Below are 20,567 nucleotides of genomic sequence, written 5' to 3'. Positions count from 1 at the left end.
CAAAAATGCGCCCGTAGGCCGTGGCTGACGACCCCTATCCCAGCGGAGACCAGCCGATAGGTGCCTAGCGGTCAGCGCGGCGCAGCGACGGGCCTCGCGAATTTCGCCGGGTCGAGATTGTAGCGCTTCCACACGGCGAGCGCGCGCGGCCCGGTCGGGAACGAGTACGCGCAGTTCCACGTGTACGTCGGCAAGAGCTCGCCGTCTCCCGCGGCGGCCCGCTCCATCGCCGCGACTGCGTTCGCGCTGTCGCCCAGTCCGGCGTACGCCATCACGAGGCCCGTGTTGCGCAACCAGGTATTGGTCGGCGTCGCCTCGAGTCGCTGGGTGATCGCTTTCGCTTCTGCCGTGTGACCGGCGAGTGCGAGGGCGCGCGCGGCGACGCCGAGCCGCCCCGCGCTATTGGAGAGTGACAACATGCGGTGCGCGTAGAACGTCGCGGAGTCCTTCTCTTCGACGGCCACAAACGTACTCGTGAGGACGGACAGCGTCGTGATGTTCGACGGATCGAGCCGCAACGCGCGACGTTGCTCTTCGAGTCCGCCGTCGATGTCGCCGTTCCATGCCTGCGCCCATCCGAGGTAAACTCTGGCGATCGCGTAGAGAGGATCCCGCGCGACCGCGGCCTGCAGCGCGGGCAACGCTTCGCGCGTGCGTCCCTGATTCACCAGCATGTACCCCAACCGGTAGCGCGAGTCGGCGTTGCCCGGGTCGAGCTGGATCGCGCGATTCAGCTCCGCCTCGCCTCCCTTCCAATCGAAGGTCTCGGCGAGAGCGTACCCCAATGCGCGGTGGCCATCCGCGAGATTCGGAGCCAGACGCACGGCGCGCTCCGCGGCGGCGCGCGCTCGGGGGAGGGCGTCGCCAGCGCGCACGGCGATGTAGGAAGATGAGACGGCGAGTGCCTCCGACAACGTGGCCCACGCTCGGGCGAAATTGCTGTCTCTCGTCGTCGCCTGTTCGAGCGCGCTGATCGCGTCGGCGAGCCCCGGACCGCGCTGCCGGTAGAGATACATCCCTTTGAGATAGAGGTCGTACGCCGCGGCGTCGTCGGTCCCGCGTGCCGCGTTGCTCCCCGCGTTCCGGAGGGTGACGTCGAGTTGGCCGGCAATGGCGTGCGCTATCTCGTCTTGCACCGCGAATACGTCCTTTGCGGCGCGCTCGTAACTCTGGTGCCAGATCACCAGCCCGTCGCTCGCGTTCGACAACTCGGCGACGACCTGTATCTGGTCGCCGACGCGGCGCACCGTTCCGTCGAGCACCGCTTCGACGCTCAGCGATTGTCCGATCTCCTGCGCGCTCGAGCGGCCACCGGCGAATCGTGCCGCGGAGCTGCGCCCGGCGAGCCGTAGATTAGGAATTTCTGATAGCGTATTCGTCACCTCGGTCGCGATCCCTTCGCCGAGGTAGTTGGTCGACGTGTCACCCGCGACCGACGAGAACGGAATCACGGCGAGCGTTCTCACGGTGACGGCGGCTGCTCCGTGTCTCGCTCGGGCGAAGGCGTATGCGCCCGCGGCGACGAGGACGATGCCGGTGGACGCGATCGTCAGCGCGCGGCGCATCGAGCGTCGAGAGTTGGAAGCACGTTGAATCGCGACGACGGGCGGGTTGCTCGTCGCCTGATCCAGCGACGCAAGCAGCTCGGCCGCCGTCGCGGGGCGTCGGGCGGGCTCTTTTTCGAGACAGCGCGCGACGACCTCGCTCAAGACCGGGGAGATGTCGGCGCGAACCGACCCGAGCGGTTCCGGAATCTCGGCCATTTGCGCCGCGACGAGCGAATGCACCGATGTCTTTCCCGCGAACGGATGCCGGCCGGCGAGCAGCTCCCATGCGAGCAATCCCCACGCATAGATATCGGCCCGCTGGTCGACGTTCGGATCACCCGCGGCTTGTTCGGGGGACATGTAGGCCGGCGTCCCGAGTGAGCTGCCGACCAGAGTGATCGACGGCGAGCTCGAGGTCTCCTGCGTTCGCGATGCGGCGACTGCTTTGGCGATTCCGAAGTCGGTGACGACGGCGGTGCCGCCGGAGAGAAGGATGTTCTCTGGCTTGATGTCGCGATGGACGACCCCTTCGGTGTGCGCGAAGGCGAGCGCGCGCGCGATGTCTCGCAAGATGTGCATCGTCTCGCCCAAGGAGAGCGGCGTGCCGGTCGCCAGACGCGCGCGGAGCGATTCGCCCCGCACGAAGGGCATCGTATAGTAGGGCACCCCGTTCGCGTCGCCGGCGCTCAAGACAGGAACGATGTTCGCTTGTTGGAGCCGCGCCGCTACCTGGACCTCGCGCGCAAAGCGACCGGCGCTGATTCCCTCGACGAGTTCCGTGGCGAGCGTCTTGATGACGACTTGTCTACCGAGCGACGTCTCGGTGGCCAGGAAAACGTGCGACATCCCGCCGCCGCCAAGCTCCCGCTCGATCGCGTACGCCGTGCCGAGCGCGCGTTGGAGGTCGTCGCGCAGGCGGGGTGGGGTCATGTCAACGCGGCGACGTCGCCGGGGTGAGGATCGACTAAGGTACGGCGCGTGGTGCCTCACCGTAATGGGTTCGACTGCTCCGCAGGGACGACCATCGGCCCAACCGCTGCCTGCGGAACACGTCGCGAACCGCGGGAGTACGACACTGTATCACCCCCCTTCGGCGGAGGAACGGTTGTTGCGCCAGGGGGAGCACCCAAGGAGGGCTCAGATGAGGAAATACTCAAACGCGTTGGCGCTGTGCGCGGCGGTGGCCATGGTTGGAACCGCGCGGGCGGAAACTCCGCGCGGTAAGGCGAAAGGGCCGGGCGCCAAGCTGGCGGACGCGACTGCGGTATATCGTGAGCTGACCACGACGGCCGACAAGGCGGTTCCCAAGGAGTTGCTGGCTCGCGCAAAGTGCATCGCGGTTCTGCCCGGTGTGATCAAGGCGGCCGTGGGCTTCGGGGCGCGCCACGGGAGCGGCGTGATTTCCTGTCGAACGGAAAGCGGGTGGAGCACCCCAGCGTTCATCAGCATCAGCGGCGGAAGTTGGGGCCTGCAACTCGGCGCCGAGTCGTCGGACATCGCGTTGTTCTTCATGAACGACCGTGGGGCGCATTCGCTCGTCGATGGGTCGCGCGTGACCCTGGGCGGTCAGGCCAGCGTCGCAGCGGGCCCCTTCGGGCGCAGCGCCGAAGCCGCCACCAACCTCGACCTGAAAGCCGAGATCTACTCCTACGCCAAGTCGAAAGGCCTGTTCGCTGGAGTCTCGCTCGAGGGCGCGGAGCTGAAGCCGGACGAGGACGACAACCGGGACTATTACGGCAGCGGCGCGACCACTACGCAATTGCTGTTCGGCGGACCCCCGGCGAACGTGCCCGCGGAAGCGCGGACCTTTCAGCAGGCGCTCCCTTGAGTCACGACGTACTGCGAAACTACTTCAACGCAGCTATAAAGCGTTGGCTGTCAAGTGGGCGTAGCCCAGCTCCCGCGTTCACAGACAGCACATGAGCGCGGCGGCGGAGCACGGAGGTTCGTCCAAGATCCTTCATGGTGCCGTGATGAAACCGATTCGCGACCGATCGTGGGGCGAGGCAGCGGCGCTACCTCACGCAGCTATGCGAGTTGCTTCGGTGGATTGAAGACTCATGATCTCCTATGCGAGTTGGGGGGCTCAATCAGATGATGGCCGTCTGGGCGGCATGCGTTGAGCGGAGCTCTCCCCGAGTCGGTGTCTCAATCCAGGTACGCTGCGTGCGCAACAGTGCATGGATGACGCGCGCGAGCTTCCGCGCCGTGGCGACGCGCGCGACGGGCCAGCCCACGCGCGCCTTCTGCATCGTGTAATATTGCGAGAGTGCGCTGGCGGGCGCGGTCTGGACGTGCGAGACGACCGCCCGCACGAGTGCGCCGCGGAGCCACCGATTCGCGCCGGCGGGAATCGGTCCGTGCCGGATGCCGCGCCCCCACTTTGCGACGAGCGCGGCGCAAGGCCGGCGTAGCTGCGCACCAGCGCGCGCTCTTCCAGACTGAGCTGCGGCCCGGCCTCGTGGCGCACCCACGCGCGGCCCTGGCGCGTGAGCAGTCGGCCGCGCTCGAGCCAGAGGCCCCGGCGATGAAGCTGGGCATGAATGCGATTCACCGGGGCCGTGCGCTGCGCCACGAGCGCGGTCCGATGGCGGATGAGGGTCGCCCACTCGCGCTGGGTGGGCGGCGTGGCGTACACGGCCGGAATGAGGCCGGCGAGGCGCATGCGGCCGAGCAGTTCGGCGTCGATCTCGTCGCGCTTGTAATTCGCCTCGGCGATGGCGCGCAGCCGCCGCGCATGCGCGAGCGCGAACCGCACCCCGAGCGGCTGCAGCACGTCCTCCAGCCAGGGCCAGGTCGAGGACGTCTCGACGACGGCCTCCAGCGGCTGAAACGGGGCGAGCACCTCGCGCACGCGCGCCGGCTCGCTCACGCGCACGCGCGTCGGGCCAAGCACGCGCTGACCGCTGCTGTTGAGGACCACGAGGACGACATACCTTGTGTGAGCATCAATTCCGACGACAAACACGTTGGCCTCCTTGTTGGGAAGGCACTCTGGGGATCTTGGACAATCCACCTTAGTGTCCGACCGGCTCGGAGGCCAACGCTTTATAAGATCAGATGACGCAGATGACGCAGACTGGAACGACGATGACGCAGATATAGAGCGAAACAATCTGCGGGATTGTAGTTCAAATCTGCGTCATCTGTGTTGAATTGCCGTTCCTGCGATGGGGAGAAAGCTTTACAGCGCGTGCGGCCGGTAGATCGCTACTGATCGTGCGACCCGCCCGCGCGCAGGGTGGCGAGCAAAAGGGCGGCGCATCGCCGCCGAAAGCCGGCTGCCCTTTCAAAGGGCTGACGGCGAGAGTACCGAATATCTTCGGCGGATACGACCGGGCGCTCTTCAACGGCGGCGACGTCGAGGGCGGCGAGATCCCCGATCTCGTCAAGCTGCGAGAGCTTTCGATGTACACGTGCGTCTTTCAGCGCAGCAAGGCGGGGGAGACACTTCAGTTCATCGCGAATTTCTATCCCGACGCCGCGCAAGCGTTGGACGCGTTAGGCCATTAGCGCGGCGTCTTCCGGAACAGTGCGAGGTCTATTCCTCCGGCCATCGTCACGTATCCCGCACCGCTCGGATGCAGGTGGTCGCCGGAATCGTACGCGGGCAGGAATCGCGTCGTGTCGGACGGATCGCGCGTCAGCTTGTCGAAGTCGATCACACCGTCGTACGCTCCGCTCGTCCGGATCCAATTGTTCAACGCAATGCGCTTGGCATCACGCGCCGCGCTCGCGCCACGCATCCCGCCCTCGGGCGTGAGCGTCGCGCCGAAGATCACGATCCCTCGCTCGTGCGCGCGATCGATGAGTTGTTGGTGGCCCGCGATGAGCTCGTCGGCGCTCACTTCGTTGCGCGGATTCGGCGCACCGGTGCCGCCCCCGTAGGTACCGCCATTGATGTCGTTGATTCCCTCGAGCACGATCACGTGCGTCACGCCCGGCTGCATCAACACGTCGCGGTCGAACCGCTCGAGCGCGCTCGGCCCGGCGCCAGGCGACAGCACGCGATTCCCTGAGATGCCGGCGTTGACGATCGCCTTGAGCGGTTCCTTCGAGGCGAGGAGGCGCCGCTCGAGAACGTCCGGCCAGCGCGAGTTCGAGTCGGCCTTCGAGCCGACGCCGTCGGTGATCGAGTTCCCGAATGCGACGATCACTCCCGTCACTGCCGGATTGACGACGTCGATCCCGGCGAGGAAGGGCCAGATCTGAAGCGTCGTGTCGGGGGCGAAGCTCGCCGATCCGGTGAAGTCGCCGGACGCTGATACGTAATTCGTCTGCAGCCCCAACGCGTGTCGCGTGCTGAGGCGCGCCGAGTCGGCGACGAACAAGGAGATCGCGACGTCGGCGAGATTGGGAAGCGCCAGAGCCACGCCGTCGCTGACGAGGCTCGCGCCCGCGCGGATGACGACCGACGATCGTCCGTTGAACGTGACCGGCCGATCGGTGCCGGGATCGATCTCGGCGCCGGACTTTCGGAGCGCCACGTGGACGCTTCCGATGACCAACGGACGGTCGCCGTACTGGTTCGACAACTTGAGCCGCACGCGACTCCCGCCGGTGCTCACGCGGACGATTTCCCTGAGCGTGCGGTTCACGAGTGTCGGCGTGCGATCGATCGAGTCGGCGGGCGGGCGCGGCGGCGAGGCGGACATGCTGGGCGCCCACGTCGCCATCCAGCGGTCGTGCGTGGCGGCTTGAGCGTTGGCGTGCGCCGCAACCAGCGTCGCCGCGCCGGCCACGAAGACAGGAGAAATGCGGCGATTGAACATTGCGCGAGGGGTAGAGGGGAAAGCTCGAAGCTATGCCGGGCGTCGCTCCCGGCAACTCCAGCGCGTCAATTTCTCGCCTGGTGAGCCGCACCGTCGACGTGCGCCTCTCCGCGAAATCGCTCCGCGGACCAAGCGAATGGCTTCGCGACTACGAGCGATTCTGGACAGGGGCCGTCGACCGCCTCGTCGTGTATTCCGAGCGAAAGGGAAGCGGCCCGTGCGCGCAAGCACAGGAGAAGATCCCCGTGAACAGCAGCGATTGATCGCGGCCACTGTGAGGTCTGTCTCGGCGGGCGGGGTGCGGCTGCGCGCTCGAAGTCGGAAGACTGATTCCTGATGTCAGACAACGGGTTAGGCGTGACTATGGACGGTACGCGGAAGGGGAGCGTCGCCGTCCAGCGCCGAAAGTGATCAGTGGTCTGATGTCCGTCCCTGTTGACGAGCGAAAAGCCGGACCCAACCAGGCAATCGAACTCAGAGTGGCCGGCACTCCCCGTATGGGGGGCCATCGTCGACCATGTCGATTTTTCCCCACTCCAAACGACGTAGGGATAGGAAGCATTGACGCCGCCGTCTCTCTCCCTCAAGCTGTCTGAACCCGCATCCCGACAAACCAATGTTTCTCTCAGAGCTTCGCTACGCCGTCCGCAGCCTCGCCCGAGCGCGCGGGTTCGCCATCGCGGTCATCCTGACCCTCGGCCTGGGGATCGGCGCGAACACGGCGATCTTCAGCGTCGTGCGCGGCGTGCTGCTCAAGTCGCTGCCTTATCGTGACGGCGACCGGCTGGTGTACCTTCGCCAGTCGATCAACGGGCCGGGAGGCGAGAACATCGACTTCTCGGTGCCGGAGATCCTGGACTTCCGCAACGGCGCCAAGACCCTGGGCGGGATCGCCGAGTACTCGGGGATGACGTACACGATCCAGGGCGACAGAGACGGGCAGGCGTCGCGGATCAACGTGGGGCTCGTGACCGGCAACTACTTCAAGGTCATGGGCCTCCCGGCCGTGATGGGCCGGTTGCTCGACGACAACGATGACGGCACGGCGGTCTCGCCGGTCATGGTGCTGACCTACGAGTACTGGATGAAGCATTTCGGCGGCGACCGCGGCGTAATCGGCCGCAAGGTGACGGTCGACAACAAGCCGGTGACGATTGTCGGCGTCGCGCAGGCCGCGCCGACGTTCCCGCAGCGCATCGACGCTCTCTTGAACATGGTGATCAGCGAGCACCACACGAGCGCGCTGATGGTGCAGGGGCGCACGCACCGCATGACCGAGATGATCGCGCGACTCGCGCCCGGCGCGACGGTGCAGCAGGCGCGCACCGAGATCAAGACGATTCGCGATCGCGTGCAGGCCGCGTATCCGGAAGCGTACGACAAGAACTCGGGCTACAAGGTCACCGTGACGCCGCTCCAGGACGTGCTTGGCGAGAAAGCGCGGCTCACGCTGTGGCTGCTCATGGGTGCGGCGGCGTTCGTGATGATCATCTCGTGCGCCAACGTGGCGAACCTGACGCTGATGCGCGGCGTGCGGCGTGAACAGGAGCTCGTGGTTCGCGCGGCGCTCGGGGCGGGCGCGGCACGGCTGCGGCGTCTGCTGCTCGCCGAGAACCTCGTCCTGGCCATCGGCGGCGCCGTGCTCGGACTCATCATCGCGATCGGCGGGGTGAAGCTGCTCGTGGCGCTGGCCCAGCGGGACTCGCCGCGCGCGAACGAGATCCAGCTCGACGGCGTTGTGCTCGGGTTCACGCTTCTTTTGAGCCTCGCCGTCGCGATGCTGCTGTCGTTCGCGCCGAGCCTGGCCAAGGAAGGCTCGCTGGCGGCGTGGATCACCGCGGGAGCGAATCGCTCGAGCGGCGGCGTGCGACGACAGCGGTTGCAGCGAGGGCTGGTCGTCGCGCAGATCGCCGTGTCGGTGATCTTGTTGACGGGAGCCGGTCTCCTCACGCGAACGATGATGCGGCTCAGCGACGTGCGCGACGGCTTGTCGTCGGAGCAGGTGCTGACCATGGAAGTGCCGATCGCGATCGGGCAGCGGAGCGACGTCGACGCGCGCGCGATGTACGACCGCATGCGTCTCGAGATCGGCGCCATCCCCGGCGTGAAAGACGTCGGCATCGGATCGACGATGCCGCTTCGTGCGACGCCGTTCCAGCTCGACATCAAGGCCGACGGGCGACAGCTCGGCGTCGGCGAGGCAATGCCGCACGCCGAATTTCGGTCGGCCGATCCCGGCTACTTCAGAGCGTCGGGAATCACGCTGCTCAAGGGTCGTGAGTTCGCGACGACGGATGTCGAGAAGGCGGCGCCGGTGATCATCATCAACAAGACGCTCGCCGACAAGTTCTTCCCCGATCGCGACCCGATCGGCCAGCGCATCACGTATACGGGTGAGGTCCTCAAGTTCATCGGGTTTCACGAGGAGTGGAGAACGGTGGTCGGCGTCGTCGGCGACACGAAGGACGGCGGTTTGGACGCCGAGGCGCGGAACGTCATCTTCGCGCCGTTCTCGCAGTGGCCTGTTTTCCAGGGCGCGGGCCTCGTGATTCGCGCCGGCGCCGATCGTGAGAACGCGGCGTCGTCGTTGGTGCCTGCGGCGACGCGCCTCGTACGCAACATCGCGCCGCGCGAGCCGATCGAGAACGTGCTGACGGTCGGTCAGATTCGCGACGAGAGCGTGGCACCGCGGCGCCTCAACGCGATGCTGGTTTCGTCGTTCGGCATTCTCGCCGTCGTCATCGCCGCGGTTGGAATCGCCGGGGTGCTCGCGTTCTCCGTGAGCGCGCGCACGAACGAGATCGGCATCCGCATGAGCCTCGGCGCCGACAGCGCCCGTGTGCAGCGGATGATCCTGTGGGAAGGCAGCGTGCTGTTGATCGGCGGACTACTGATCGGCGTGATCGGCGCCGTGTCGGGCACGCATTTCATTCGGGGGCTCTTGTTCGGAATCGAGCCGAACGATCCGATCACGCTGTTGGGTGTGGCGGGGGCCATGGCCGTCGTGGGCCTCGCGTCCTGCTGGTTGCCTGCATTGCGCGCAGCGAAGATCGATCCGGCGACGGCGATACGGCGGAACTAGTACGTCGTGTGCGGTGCGCGATCAATTCGAAATCGGTTCGTCGCGACATATGCAATGGCGAGCGTCGGCGGTAGAACGAGCCCGATCACGCCCACGTTCACCTGCCTCGACACCATCACCGCATGTGCCAACAGGGCAAGCACCGCGAGACCGGCGAGCACGACGAGGATGCCGCGCGTCGCGCGGGGCGCGCGGCCGCTGCGCATGTACATCGGCAGCAGAATGACGAGGGCCAGCCAGAGGGGGTTGAAGACGAGCAGGTTCTCGTTGTAGTACGCGAAACGGTGGTTGGTCATCGTCCAAAGCGCGAAGACCACGCACCCGAGCAGCCCGCATGCGAGCGCCCACAGGGCGTAGACCACCGACGCAGCCGTTGGGCCACCCCTTACGCCGAGCCACGCGAAGATCGAGGCGAGCACGAATCCGATGAGCGTCAGCCACAGCGCCAGGTTCGGCGGCGCCGCCTGCTCGGGCGGCCGCGTCGCCTGATAGAGCACCTGTTCGCGCCGCACGAGCGAGTGCGGCGTGCCGGCGCTGTCGCGGACCTGCTTCGTCGCCACCCAATCGTGCAGCTTCTGCGGGAGAAACATCTCCTGCCACTTGGTGATCGGCCGGTCCGACGGCTCGCCGAGTCCGATGTCGACGCCCGTGACGAGGAGCTTGTCGCCCTGCATCAGGCGCAGCGTGTGGAAGCGGTACGACGTCGGTGTGAGCGAGTCCGCGCCGGCGTGGAGCTGACCACCGAGCACATGGTCGAGGATGTCGCGCGGCCGAGTGGCGCAGTTGTCGACGAAATAGTCGTACCAGTACTCCAAGTTCTGCGGCTCCGCGTTGACGCGGATGATGTCGATGACCGAGTCCTTCTGCGCGTCGGTGAGGGCGAGCTCCTGCTCGGTCACGCTCCGATTCATTGCTCGGTAGCCGAGCATCACGCTCTGCATCGGGTCGCCGACCATCTGATAGCGGTTCAATCCCTGTAGAAAGTGCAGGATGAAGTGGGGTTTGCTCATGTCGAACGCGCCCCAGTTGAACACGGTGTCGCGGCCATCGACGGTGTCGCGGACGCGAATCGCGGTGTGGCCGAACATCTCCCACACCGCGTCTCCGTCGCCCATGGTGAGCAGGGAGATGGTGACCTCATGTCCCGGCACGTGAAGCATGTCAGGCCGGGGAGACGGACTCCTCGGCGGTGCGACCTGCGCCGCAGTGTGAGCCGCGACGATTGCGACGAGCGCGAACGTGTTGCGTGCGAGGGCAGTAAGAGGCATTCAATAGAAGGTAGCGGCGGGTCCGGTGTCGCGGCGTGATGAACATTTCTTTCAATCGCTCGTCGTCTGTATCAATCCGCCCAAGCGGTAACCCGGCGGCGACTCGGCGGCTGGACGACTGGACGTTGAAGCCGATATGCTTGGACGCATGGAACTCATGCGCCCAGCAAGCGTGACTGAATTCCTCCAGTACGGCACCTCGTTTCTCTCGGAGCATGAGGCTCAGCATGGCCTCATGCTCGGTGTTGCCATCGCGACCAGACCCTCGGCTCCGGTCTATTGCGCACTTGTGCTGGCAAATGGAAATGTCGTTGCCGCCGGCTTACGCACCAACACGAGACTGATCGTTTCCCGCGAGGGCAGGGGTGGGGCGATGGCTCTCATCGCGGCTGACGCCCACCCCCCCGGGTGCGATGCCGTTTTGGGGCCGATTGCGGCGGTCGATGCATTCGTTGCCGGGTCGCAACTGCCATGGAGCCGCGGCATGACTCAGGGGATCTATGAGAGCCGCCGTGTCGTCGGGGCACCGAGGGCCCACGGTCGGTTTCGCCAAGCCCAGTCGAACGACCGCGACCTACTCGCGCACTGGTCACGGCGTCTCCACGCGGAGGCGCTGTCTGAAGAGATTTCCCTCGAGAGCGCGATCGCCCGCGTTGACGGGCACATAGATCGTGGCGACATGCATGTGTGGGAAGTCGAAGGGCGTCTGGTGTCGGTGGCGGCGGCTGTCGCCCCGACGCCCCATGGCATTCGAATCAACAACGTCTACACGCCACCAGAAGAGCGGGGCCGCGGATACGCGAGCGCCTTGGTAGCCGCACTTACACAAGCCGTCCTGGATGGCGGCCGTGAGTTCGCTTTCCTGCACACGGACCTGGCTAATCCGACATCAAACGCTATCTACAAACGTTTGGGTTACGAGCTTGTCGGAGACTTTCAGGTGTATTCGCTCACAGCGACGGCTTTGATTCAGGGGCGCCAGGCGAGTCCGAGGCGCACATAGTGGGACCCTGATACCGCCGGCGAATGGGCTGTGACCGTGCAGCACCTGCTGGTGAAAGATCGACAGAATCGCGCCGACTCCCCCTTCAAGCTCGAGCCCGATCGGCACACTGTCGGCGCCACATCGCCATGCAGCCTGGCCGGCTGTCCTAACCGTAGTCGGTGACGCGCCCGCGGAGGCGGTCGCGCACCCGGCGGATATCCGCGTGCACAGCGTCCGGCGAGCGGGACTGAATACGCGCGATTTCGTCGACGCTGTATCCCTCCAAGGTGGACAGCGTAAATGCGCGCCGGGGCGCAGGTGGTACATCTGCAAGCAGGTTCATCAATATCCGGTCCTCAGCATCAGGACCGAGGCCTGTGAACAACTCACTCGGCTCCGCGTCAGGCAACACCGCTTCGCAGCTGAGCAACGACCGGCGTCCCCAGTGCGGCTCACTGTCGGCGAGGCGCTCGTGCCTCGCCGCAAGACGCCCGATGCGCTGCGCGTCGTCGCCCTCCGACGTAGACAGCGGCACGGCTTCGCCGACATACTCATCGAGAAGTTCTTCAAGAAGAATGATGAGCCATTCGTCGACGGCGCGATCGCGGGGCCGGTCTCCGAAGCGATCCCACGCGCGCGCCAAGGCTTGGTCGAGGACGTCTGATACCGTGACAGCCCTCAATTCAGCCGCCCCCACGCATTCCGCCGCCGCGAGCTCGCGATAGGCGTGATCTCGCACGTGGCGCAACAGCGGGCGAAAAACATCGATGAAAGACGCGTCGTCGCCGCGAGCGTAATCGAGCACAAGAAAACCGGTTGCGCCGGCAATGTCTCGCTGGCGCAATCGGCGTCGCAGTTCGACGGCTTCGGCGCGTGCAATTTCAGTGCGTCGTCGAAGTTCGCCAGCCAGCCAGCCGATGGCGTCCGAAAACGCCAGGTCGGCCGTTGCGCCTTCGCCAAGTCCAACGAGTGTATCGGCCGGGAGGACCAGAACCACACGCGCCTCGTGGTGGGAGCCGCGGGGCCGAAGCCGCACCCGCAACGCGCGTTGGTCAAAGGACGCATGGCGAACCAGCTTTTCGATGCGCCGAAGCGCGGAGGCCCACGCCTCCGCGCTCAGCGGCCCCCCCTGCCCGTCAGCCGTTTCCGAGAGAGGGGTCAAACGTAGGTCGGTCTCGGCATTTGCAGACGTCTTGTTCATAGCACGCGCCGATGAAAGGCCCTTTGTCGAGAAGGAATGAGTTTCGTTAGTTCACTGAACGCTCCCGCTCGCCGGCAATCGGAATCTTTCGTGGTTGCGCGGCCGAACTCTTCGGAATGCGAACTTCGAGAACGCCATTGGTGAACGACGCCTCGATCTGTTGGCTTTCGATGTGTTCGGGCAGGCGCACGGCGCGACCGAAGGGCCCAGTGTTCCGTTCCAGTGCGTACACTCGCGTGTCACGATTTGATTCAACCGAGAAGCTCGGATGCTTCACACCGCGAACCGTGAGGACGTTCTTTTCAACGCTGAGATCGATCGCATTCGGATCGACCCCGGGCAACTCCACGATCAGCACATACTCACCCGCTCGCTCGGCTAGATCGAACGTGGGCATCCAATATGACTCGGCGGCAGCGGAACGGTCGCCGAATGCTTCATCGAGGACCTGACCGGCCGGCATCATTCGGCCGGCGGTGTATGCGAGACTGCGGTCGGTGAACATAGCCAAACCTCCTGTGCGTTGAATTGTGAATGCCGTCTATCGGTGGACGGCGTGCGATCGGCCACGCACCGCGCGTGCCGCGCAGGCTTGCCATTTTGACAAATTGTCACGTTGACTCGCCCAGTCGCTTGGCAGAGATCCGCTGTCGATTTTGCAGGGCCATGGCGGAAAAACCGGGCGGCCGAGATGGCCAAGAACAAGGTTCAGGCCGCCGCGAACGGTCACCAAGAGGCGGAACTTCTTCGAGCGATGTGGGTCAGTCCGGTGGTGACGCCATGAAACTGTCTTCCTTCCTTGCTACCCATCGCGAGCAGGTGCTCACCGCGTGGGAACAACAAGCGGCGAAGCGAGTGCCTCGACTGGCAAGCGTGGACCGTCTACGTGATCACTTGGGCGAGCTATTGGACGTCATCGCGAGCGATCTTGAATCCGCCGACCGCGCGGACCACATCGCCGAAGAACTGAACGACCGCGCATCGAAGAACGTGGAAGTCATCGCCGAAAAACATGCCGCCGGCCGCGCGCACCAGGGCCTGTCGCTCAAGGAAATGGTTCGCGAGTTCCCCGTCTTGCGGTCATGTGTGCTCCGGCATTGGCTTGGGTCGCAGTCGTGCTCGAGCCCGGAGGACCTCGACGACCTCCTTCGGTTCGACGAGTCCCTCGACATTGCCCTCACACAAGCGGTATCCGCATTCATGGATCGTCTGAATCGTTCGCGGGAAATATTCTTGAGCATTCTCGCGCACGATCTACGCAACCCGCTTTCCACGATCATCACGGGGTCGACGCTGCTGCGTGACGAACGGCTCGATGCCGCCAGTTCGCGCGAGATGTTAGCCCTTATCGCCAGTACCAGCGAGCGGATGCATGGACTCGTCGACGATCTTCTCGACTTCACGCGCACACGCCTCGGCGGGCAACTGCCGATCGAACGTCACGAGTCCGATCTCACGCGAACCGTCAGAAATGTCGTCGGGGAGTTCGCGACATCTCATCCCGATCGCGCCGTCAATGTGAGGATATCCGGCGACCTGAAAGGAAGCTGGGACGAGGGCCGGATAGGCCAAGCGGTGGGGAATCTGCTTGGCAATGCCGTCGACCATGGAGCGAAAGACTCACCAATCGACCTGTTGGCCCGAGCCGATGATCGGGAGGTGAAGATCACCGTCCACAACGAAGGGCCTCCGATCCCGGCTGAGGAGCGCGCACATCTCTTCCAGCCGCTCCGCCGCTTCAGTGTGCGGGACGTGAAGCGGCGTCATCCGAAACATCTGGGACTCGGCCTCTACATCGCGCGAGCGATCGCGGTCGGGCATGGCGGTCGCATCGAGGTCGATTCGTCGGCAGAACGCGGGACCACGTTTACGATGCGCCTGCCTCGTCGCCACGAGAATTCGGCTTAGCGTTCGAGAACGAGTCGGACCGCTCCGGAGCGGAAACGTGAACGCAGTCGCGCTCACGGTGCTTAGCGTCTGGGAACCCGCTGCTTCAACTCGGCGAACCAATTGAGCACGACCGTGATGTAACGCGCGTTCGCGAGGTCGATGGCGGTCTTCTGCTCGCCCCCCTGGGGCAACACCGCCGTGACGCTGACGATCTTGCCATCCGGCGTGATGTCGAATGTTCGCGGAGTCGCCGGCGCCGCCACCGGAAACGATCGCGGCACGATAACCGGGTTGCCGAACGAGACTCCCGACCCCGTAGAAATGCTCCGCGCCACGAATCGTCCGACCTGCGGGATGTAGAACAATTCCTTTCCGTCGTGCGACCACTGCGGATGATGCCCGTTCTCACCAGCCTGAGAGACTTGGTATCTGGCTCCGGTGGGAGGCACGGGCTGCACGTACACCGCGTTCTCGCTGGTGGCGCCCGACGTGTAGGCGACCCATCGGCCGTCCGGCGAAAAGGTGGCGGCGGGCATCGACCCTTTGCCGTTGCGCACGTCGCCGAAGGGAACCGACTTCTTGTCGGTGAGGGAATACCACCACAAGCCGACGTCGAGTCCTTTCGAGATGCTGTATAGAAAGCCGTCGTTGTGCGGAGACCAGGCGTCGGGCGTGTGCAACGTGCCCGCGTCGGCCGTGGTGAGCCGTTCGACGGTGCCGCTGCCGTCGGCGCGTTGCCGGTAGATCGACGGCGATCCATCGCGCTCCGACTGATACGCGATCCACACTCCATCGGAGGACCAAATCGGATAGCGGTCTTTGCCGCTCAATGTAAGCCGCCGGGGCGCGGTCTTCCCGTCGAGATCGTACATCCAGATCGCCGCGTCCCTGCCGTCGAGACTTCCGATGGCGATTCGCTTGCCGTCCGGCGACACGCGCGGATAGTCGTAGAATCCGGTCGGCAGGTTCAGTCGCTGAACGTTTCCCCGTCGGTCGGTGAGCGCGATGTCGCGCTTCGTCGTCAAAGGCCCGTCGGCGGGTCCCGGCAGATACGCCAACGAGCCGCTCCGCGAAGTCGCGAAGTGGACGACGCCGGTGGCGCCGGCTGCGTCGCGCCACACACCCTCGATGACTGGCACGGGGCTGCCCTTCGCCTCGAGTGCGCTCACGTCGAACGAGACGGCGAACAGCGAGCCGCCGATTCCGTACACGATGTATCCCGCCGGGATGTAGCGCACGTCGGTCGCCGGTTCGGCGACGACCTTTCGTTTGCCGGACGGAATCTGCTGTACGATCGCCTGTGCTCTCTCCCATCGATCGGGCTCGGCGGAGGCGGCGAGCGTGTACAGCACCGTCTTGCCGCCGGGGAGTATCTCCGGACGCTCGGCGTTTTCGGTCGCGGCGAGGGTGGCGATCGTATCGGGACGGCCGCCGTTCGGCGAAATGCGTTCGATCACGCCCGGCGCGGCCCACACGATGCCGTCCTCCGTCCAGCTCATTCCCCCGAAGAACCCGGCGATGTCGGTCGTCGCCAGGGGAATCGGCACGCCACCCGTTATCGCGATGCGCTTCAGGATTCCGCCGGAGGAGAGAAACGCGACCGATTGTCCGTCTGGGGAAAACACGGGATCGCGGACGCCCATATCGTCCGTGCCCGATATCGGTTGAGCGTCGAGCTGTGACAGAGGGCGGTGATACAGCCGGTTACGGGCTACATAGACGATCTGTGTTCCGTCGGGCGAAAGCGCCAGCAAGTGGTAAAGCGAGCTTGCCGGCATTTGATCGTCCGGCAAGGGGAGCGCAAACCGAGCGACGGCGGGCGGCGGAGCGCTCGGGGCCGCAAGCCGCCACCAGATTCCGCTCGTCACCATCGCCGTGACAGCGACTGCGGCGGCGGCCGGAGTCCATCGTCTCCAGCCGGCAGTTGATCGGCCGCCCGCGCTCATCGGTGCCGCGGTCGCGGAAACAAAGCTCGGCGTTGCAAGCGCCTCGGCGAACTGCGCCGCGGAGGCGAACCGATCGGCCGGAAGCTTTTGCAGCGCGCGCAGCGTTGCCGCTTCGACGTTCGGCGGAATAGTGCTCCGTTGGGCGTGGAGTGCACGCGGCGGCTCGGTCAGCAATCGCGCGATGATCGCCTGCGCTGAGGGGCCGACGAACGGCGCTTCGCCGGCGAGCGACTCGTACAACACGCAGCCGAGCGCGTAGATGTCTGCCCGGCCCGTGATCTCGCGTTCGCCCATGGCTTGTTCCGGCGCCATGTACTGCGGCGTGCCGAGCGAGAGCCCCGTCTCCGTGAGGCGAGTGCTGCCGTCGGAGCGCGACGCGGCGAGCGCAATGCCGAAATCGGCAACGAGCGCCTGGCCGTCGTGCAGGAGAATGTTTTCCGGCTTGATGTCGCGATGAATCACGCCGTGGCGGTGCGCGTAGTCGAGCGCGCCCGCGACCTCCCGCGCAATGCGCACTGCGTCATCGACCGGCAATTGCTTTTCTCGGCGAAGGCGGTCGCGCAGCGACTCTCCTTCCACGAACGGCATCACATAGTAGACAAGACCGTCCGCTTCGCCCGAGTCGTGCAGCGGCAGAATGTGCGGATGCTGGAGGTTCGCCGTCGTCCGGATCTCGGTGAGAAAGCGCTCGCCGCCGAGGATGGCCGAGAGCTCCGGGCGAAGCACCTTGAGCGCGACCTTGCGGTCGTGCCGCAGGTCGTGGGCGAGGTACACGATCGCCATGCCCCCGGCGCCGATCTCGCGCTCGAGTCGGTATCGGGCCGACAACGCTGCGTGGGCCTGTGCGAGCGTATCCATATGAGTTGTCGTGGTCGAGGCCGACGTGCACCAGCGTGGTAAAACATATTCTCGGGGAGGTGCCTCGCCAGATTCCGCCTCCGACCCCATCGCTTGACTCACCCCTTCCGCCACCCGTATGCTCGCGAGATGAACGAGGAGCGTGACCGCCTCGACGACGCGAACGCCGGCATCGCCCCCTGGCGGCGATGGGGGCCGTACCTCGCTGAACGCGCCTGGGGCACCGTGCGCGAAGACTACAGCGCCAACGGCGACGTCTGGGGATACTTTCCGCACGACCAGGCCCGCAGCCGAGCGTATCGCTGGAACGAGGACGGCCTGCTCGGCATCTGCGACGACGAGCAGCATCTCTGCTTTGCGATCGCGCTCTGGAACGGCAAGGACGACATCCTCAAGGAACGGCCGTTCGGGCTTTCCGGACGCGAAGGCAACCATGGCGAGGACGCCAAGGACTACTGGTTCTTTCTCGACAACGTTCCGTCTCACGCGTACATGCGCGCGCTGTACAAGTATCCGCAGGCGCGATTTCCGTACGAGCGGCTGCGCGACGAGAATCGCGCGCGGACGCGCGACGATCCGGAATTCGAGCTCCTCGATACGGGAATTTTCGACGACGGCCGCTACTTCGACGTCTCGGTCGAGTACGCGAAGGCGTCGCCGACCGACGTACTGATCCGGATCACAGTGTCCAATCGCGGGCCGGACTCCGCGACGCTCGACCTCCTGCCGACGCTCTGGTTTCGCAACACGTGGTCATGGGGGTTGGCGGGATACCGTCCGTCGTTGACGGTGTTGCCGGGCGCCGCAGGTCTGATGCAGATCCTGGCGGACCATGAGAGCTTCGGACGATATCATCTCGCGTGCGACGGCGATCCGGAGCTCCTGTTCACCGAGAACGACACGAACGCCGAACGGCTCTTCGGCGCTCGCAATGCGACGCCGTTCGTGAAGGATGCGTTTCACGAGTACGTCGTCGGACGACAAACGCACGCCGTCAATTCCGCCCTCTCCGGGACCAAGGCGGCCGCGCGTTACCGCATGACGCTCGGCGCGGGGGCCGAGCGGGTGGTGCGACTGCGCCTGTCCGAAGAGTTGCCGACCGCGGCCTCGTTCGGACCGGCGTTCGACGCGACGTTCGCCACGCGCATCGCCGAGTCGGACGAGTTCTACCAGTCGCTCTCGGCACCCGAAACGTCGGTTGAAGAACAACAGATCCAGCGGCAGGCGATCGCCGGACTCCTCTGGAACAAGCAGTTCTACCACTACGACGTCGAGCGTTGGCTCGACGGCGACCCGTCGTCGCCGCCTCCGCCGACGGAGCGCAAGCTTGGACGAAATCACCAGTGGCGGCATCTCAACAATCACAATGTGATTTCGATGCCGGACACGTGGGAGTATCCTTGGTACGCGAGCTGGGACCTGGCTTTTCATACGATCCCGATCGCGATGGTCGACCCGGTATTCGCCAAGGAACAGCTGCTGCTCTTTCTGCGCGAATGGTTCATGCACCCGAACGGCCAACTCCCCGCCTACGAGTGGCAGCTCGGCGATGTCAACCCGCCTGTGCACGCGTGGGCGGCGATGCGGGTGTACCAGATCGAGCGGCGCATCACCGGCGCCGGCGACGTCACGTTCCTCGAGCGCGTGTTCCACAAATTGCTCATCAACTTCACATGGTGGGTGAACCGGAAGGACGCCGATGACCGCAACGTGTTCCAGGGCGGCTTTCTCGGTCTCGACAACATCGGCGTCTTCAACCGCAGTGAAGGACTTCCCGGCGGCGCTCGGCTAGACCAGAGCGACGGGACGAGCTGGATGGCGATGTACTGCCTCAACATGCTCGCGATCGCGCTCGAACTGGCGCGACAGGACAAGGCGTACGAGGACGTCGCCACGAAGTTCCTCGAGCACTTCTTCTACATCGCGCACGCGGCAAATTCCCGCACGGGGTTGACCGGCGAGTCACAAGACCTGTGGGACGAGCAGGACGAGTTCTACTACGATCTCCTGCGCCTGCCCGACGGAACGTGCGAGTTCATGCGCGTGCGCTCCGCGGTCGGCCTGATTCCCTTGCTGGCTGTCGAGACGCTCGACGCCGCGTTGCTGCAGCTCCTGCCCGATTTCCGCGCGCGGTTCGAATGGTTTCTCAAGTACCGCAGCGATTTGGTCGGCGACGCGGCGTCGGTCACGCGGGTCGGCACCGCCGACCGACGTCTCTTCGCGATCGTGAGCGAGCCGCGGCTGCGTGCGATTCTGCGGCGCATGCTCGACGAGAGCGAGTTTCTCTCACCAAACGGGCTGCGCTCCGTGTCGCGCTGGCACGCGGACCATCCGTTTCGTTTGCGGGTGGACGGGCATCAGTTCGAGGTGCGGTATGAACCGGCCGAATCGAGGAGCGGTCTTTTCGGAGGCAACTCGAATTGGCGCGGACCGGTGTGGTTTCCGCTCAACTACCTGATCATCGAGTCGCTGCAGAAGTTCGATTGGTACTACGGCTCGTCGTTTCGCATCGAGCACCCGACGGGTTCGGGGCGCATGCTGACGTTGTGGGAGGTGTCGGTCGAGCTATCGCGCCGGCTCATTGGCCTCTTCGTCGCGCATCAAGCCCGACGGCCCGCGCTCGGCTTTATGTCGAGAGTGAAGGACGATCCGCACTGGTGCGACCTGCTCCAGTTCCACGAGTACTTCGACGGAGACACCGGCGCCGGACTCGGGGCGTCGCACCAGACTGGGTGGACGGGGCTCGTCGCGAAGCTCATTCAACAGAGTGGTGTTCCGACTGTGACCTGACTTCGCCCGGCACCGCGAAGCGCGTGACGCAGGTCGACAGTCAAATTCGACATGACAAATCTCCGATCGTCCGATCGCGAGGAGGCCCGATGCAACGTGCGGCATCCCTCGTCGGCATTACTCGTGCACGGGCGCGCCTTCCTCGCTCATCGCAAATTGTTGCGGCGTCTCGGGCCAAGTCAGTAGGTGATTCGCCGACTCAGCGGTTAGGCTGTTCGGTACTGGGAC

The 20,567-nt window shown here is 65.2% G+C and carries 14 protein-coding genes; 7 read left to right on the top strand and 7 right to left on the bottom strand.

What is annotated here, in order from left to right:
* Positions 1-71: 71 nt before the first annotated feature.
* Positions 72-2,477 carry a protein kinase gene (locus tag VGQ44_07305; protein HEV8446609.1) on the bottom strand — a complete coding sequence of 802 codons (2,406 nt, stop codon included), beginning with the start codon at positions 2,475-2,477 and terminating at the stop codon, positions 72-74.
* A gap of 211 nt (positions 2,478-2,688) precedes the next feature.
* Here VGQ44_07305 and VGQ44_07300 point away from each other — a divergent pair, with 211 nt between their 5' ends.
* On the top strand, positions 2,689-3,375 hold the full coding sequence (locus VGQ44_07300; GenBank protein HEV8446608.1) for a lipid-binding SYLF domain-containing protein: 687 nt from the start codon (positions 2,689-2,691) through the stop codon (positions 3,373-3,375).
* 258 nt (positions 3,376-3,633) lie between these two features.
* Here VGQ44_07300 and VGQ44_07295 read toward each other — a convergent pair whose 3' ends face one another.
* Positions 3,634-4,515: a transposase gene (locus VGQ44_07295; protein HEV8446607.1), complete on the bottom strand. Its 882-nt coding sequence runs from the start codon at positions 4,513-4,515 to the stop codon at positions 3,634-3,636.
* A gap of 251 nt (positions 4,516-4,766) precedes the next feature.
* On the opposite strand from VGQ44_07295, the gene VGQ44_07290 reads away from it, so the two are divergent.
* Complete coding sequence (locus tag VGQ44_07290) at positions 4,767-5,060, top strand: hypothetical protein (protein ID HEV8446606.1); 294 nt, start codon at positions 4,767-4,769, stop codon at positions 5,058-5,060.
* Here the strand turns inward: VGQ44_07290 and VGQ44_07285 are convergent.
* Complete coding sequence (locus VGQ44_07285) at positions 5,057-6,319, bottom strand: SGNH/GDSL hydrolase family protein (protein ID HEV8446605.1); 1,263 nt, start codon at positions 6,317-6,319, stop codon at positions 5,057-5,059. The two genes, VGQ44_07290 and VGQ44_07285, sit on opposite strands and share 4 nt — an antisense overlap.
* A gap of 80 nt (positions 6,320-6,399) precedes the next feature.
* On the opposite strand from VGQ44_07285, the gene VGQ44_07280 reads away from it, so the two are divergent.
* Both VGQ44_07280 and VGQ44_07275 read left to right on the top strand, forming a co-directional pair.
* The gene (locus VGQ44_07280; GenBank protein HEV8446604.1) at positions 6,400-6,582 is read left to right on the top strand and encodes a hypothetical protein; all 183 of its coding nucleotides are present in this window, start codon (positions 6,400-6,402) and stop codon (positions 6,580-6,582) included.
* Between the two features lie 353 nt (positions 6,583-6,935).
* Complete coding sequence (locus VGQ44_07275) at positions 6,936-9,401, top strand: ABC transporter permease (protein ID HEV8446603.1); 2,466 nt, start codon at positions 6,936-6,938, stop codon at positions 9,399-9,401.
* Here the strand turns inward: VGQ44_07275 and VGQ44_07270 are convergent.
* Positions 9,398-10,669, bottom strand: a complete 1,272-nt coding sequence (locus VGQ44_07270; GenBank protein HEV8446602.1) for a DUF4105 domain-containing protein — start codon at positions 10,667-10,669, stop codon at positions 9,398-9,400. The two genes, VGQ44_07275 and VGQ44_07270, sit on opposite strands and share 4 nt — an antisense overlap.
* A gap of 148 nt (positions 10,670-10,817) precedes the next feature.
* Between VGQ44_07270 and VGQ44_07265 the strand changes: the two genes are divergently transcribed.
* The gene (locus tag VGQ44_07265; protein HEV8446601.1) at positions 10,818-11,672 is read left to right on the top strand and encodes a GNAT family N-acetyltransferase; all 855 of its coding nucleotides are present in this window, start codon (positions 10,818-10,820) and stop codon (positions 11,670-11,672) included.
* A 148-nt stretch (positions 11,673-11,820) separates the two neighbouring features.
* Here VGQ44_07265 and VGQ44_07260 read toward each other — a convergent pair whose 3' ends face one another.
* Positions 11,821-12,855, bottom strand: a complete 1,035-nt coding sequence (locus tag VGQ44_07260) for a sigma factor-like helix-turn-helix DNA-binding protein (protein ID HEV8446600.1) — start codon at positions 12,853-12,855, stop codon at positions 11,821-11,823.
* A 46-nt stretch (positions 12,856-12,901) separates the two neighbouring features.
* Complete coding sequence (locus tag VGQ44_07255) at positions 12,902-13,360, bottom strand: Hsp20/alpha crystallin family protein (protein ID HEV8446599.1); 459 nt, start codon at positions 13,358-13,360, stop codon at positions 12,902-12,904.
* Positions 13,361-13,389: 29 nt separating this feature from the next.
* On the opposite strand from VGQ44_07255, the gene VGQ44_07250 reads away from it, so the two are divergent.
* Positions 13,390-14,763, top strand: coding sequence for a sensor histidine kinase (locus VGQ44_07250; GenBank protein ID HEV8446598.1), 1,374 nt, complete (start codon positions 13,390-13,392; stop codon positions 14,761-14,763).
* A gap of 62 nt (positions 14,764-14,825) precedes the next feature.
* Here the strand turns inward: VGQ44_07250 and VGQ44_07245 are convergent, their stop codons facing one another.
* Positions 14,826-17,549 carry a protein kinase gene (locus VGQ44_07245; protein ID HEV8446597.1) on the bottom strand — a complete coding sequence of 908 codons (2,724 nt, stop codon included), beginning with the start codon at positions 17,547-17,549 and terminating at the stop codon, positions 14,826-14,828.
* A gap of 129 nt (positions 17,550-17,678) precedes the next feature.
* Here VGQ44_07245 and VGQ44_07240 point away from each other — a divergent pair, with 129 nt between their 5' ends.
* Positions 17,679-20,339 (top strand): hypothetical protein, encoded by a 2,661-nt coding sequence (locus VGQ44_07240; protein ID HEV8446596.1) that lies wholly within the window; start codon positions 17,679-17,681, stop codon positions 20,337-20,339.
* The last annotated feature ends 228 nt before the right edge of the window (positions 20,340-20,567 follow it).

It is taken from the genome of Gemmatimonadaceae bacterium, from assembly GCA_036003045.1.
Taxonomy (GTDB): Bacteria; Gemmatimonadota; Gemmatimonadetes; order Gemmatimonadales; family Gemmatimonadaceae; genus JAQBQB01.
This window is presented reverse-complemented; position numbering and strand designations above follow the sequence as displayed.

Bases quoted from the DNA above. Each gene is read 5' to 3' on its own strand.
- VGQ44_07305 (HEV8446609.1), bottom strand. From the start codon at position 2,477: ATGACCCCACCCCGCCTGCGCGACGACCTCCAACGCGCGCTCGGCACG.
- VGQ44_07300 (HEV8446608.1), top strand. From the start codon at position 2,689: ATGAGGAAATACTCAAACGCGTTGGCGCTGTGCGCGGCGGTGGCCATG.
- VGQ44_07285 (HEV8446605.1), bottom strand. From the start codon at position 6,319: ATGTTCAATCGCCGCATTTCTCCTGTCTTCGTGGCCGGCGCGGCGACG.
- VGQ44_07275 (HEV8446603.1), top strand. From the start codon at position 6,936: ATGTTTCTCTCAGAGCTTCGCTACGCCGTCCGCAGCCTCGCCCGAGCG.
- VGQ44_07270 (HEV8446602.1), bottom strand. From the start codon at position 10,669: ATGCCTCTTACTGCCCTCGCACGCAACACGTTCGCGCTCGTCGCAATC.
- VGQ44_07265 (HEV8446601.1), top strand. From the start codon at position 10,818: ATGGAACTCATGCGCCCAGCAAGCGTGACTGAATTCCTCCAGTACGGC.
- VGQ44_07260 (HEV8446600.1), bottom strand. From the start codon at position 12,855: ATGAACAAGACGTCTGCAAATGCCGAGACCGACCTACGTTTGACCCCT.
- VGQ44_07255 (HEV8446599.1), bottom strand. From the start codon at position 13,360: ATGTTCACCGACCGCAGTCTCGCATACACCGCCGGCCGAATGATGCCG.
- VGQ44_07250 (HEV8446598.1), top strand. From the start codon at position 13,390: ATGCCGTCTATCGGTGGACGGCGTGCGATCGGCCACGCACCGCGCGTG.
- VGQ44_07245 (HEV8446597.1), bottom strand. From the start codon at position 17,549: ATGGATACGCTCGCACAGGCCCACGCAGCGTTGTCGGCCCGATACCGA.
- VGQ44_07240 (HEV8446596.1), top strand. From the start codon at position 17,679: ATGAACGAGGAGCGTGACCGCCTCGACGACGCGAACGCCGGCATCGCC.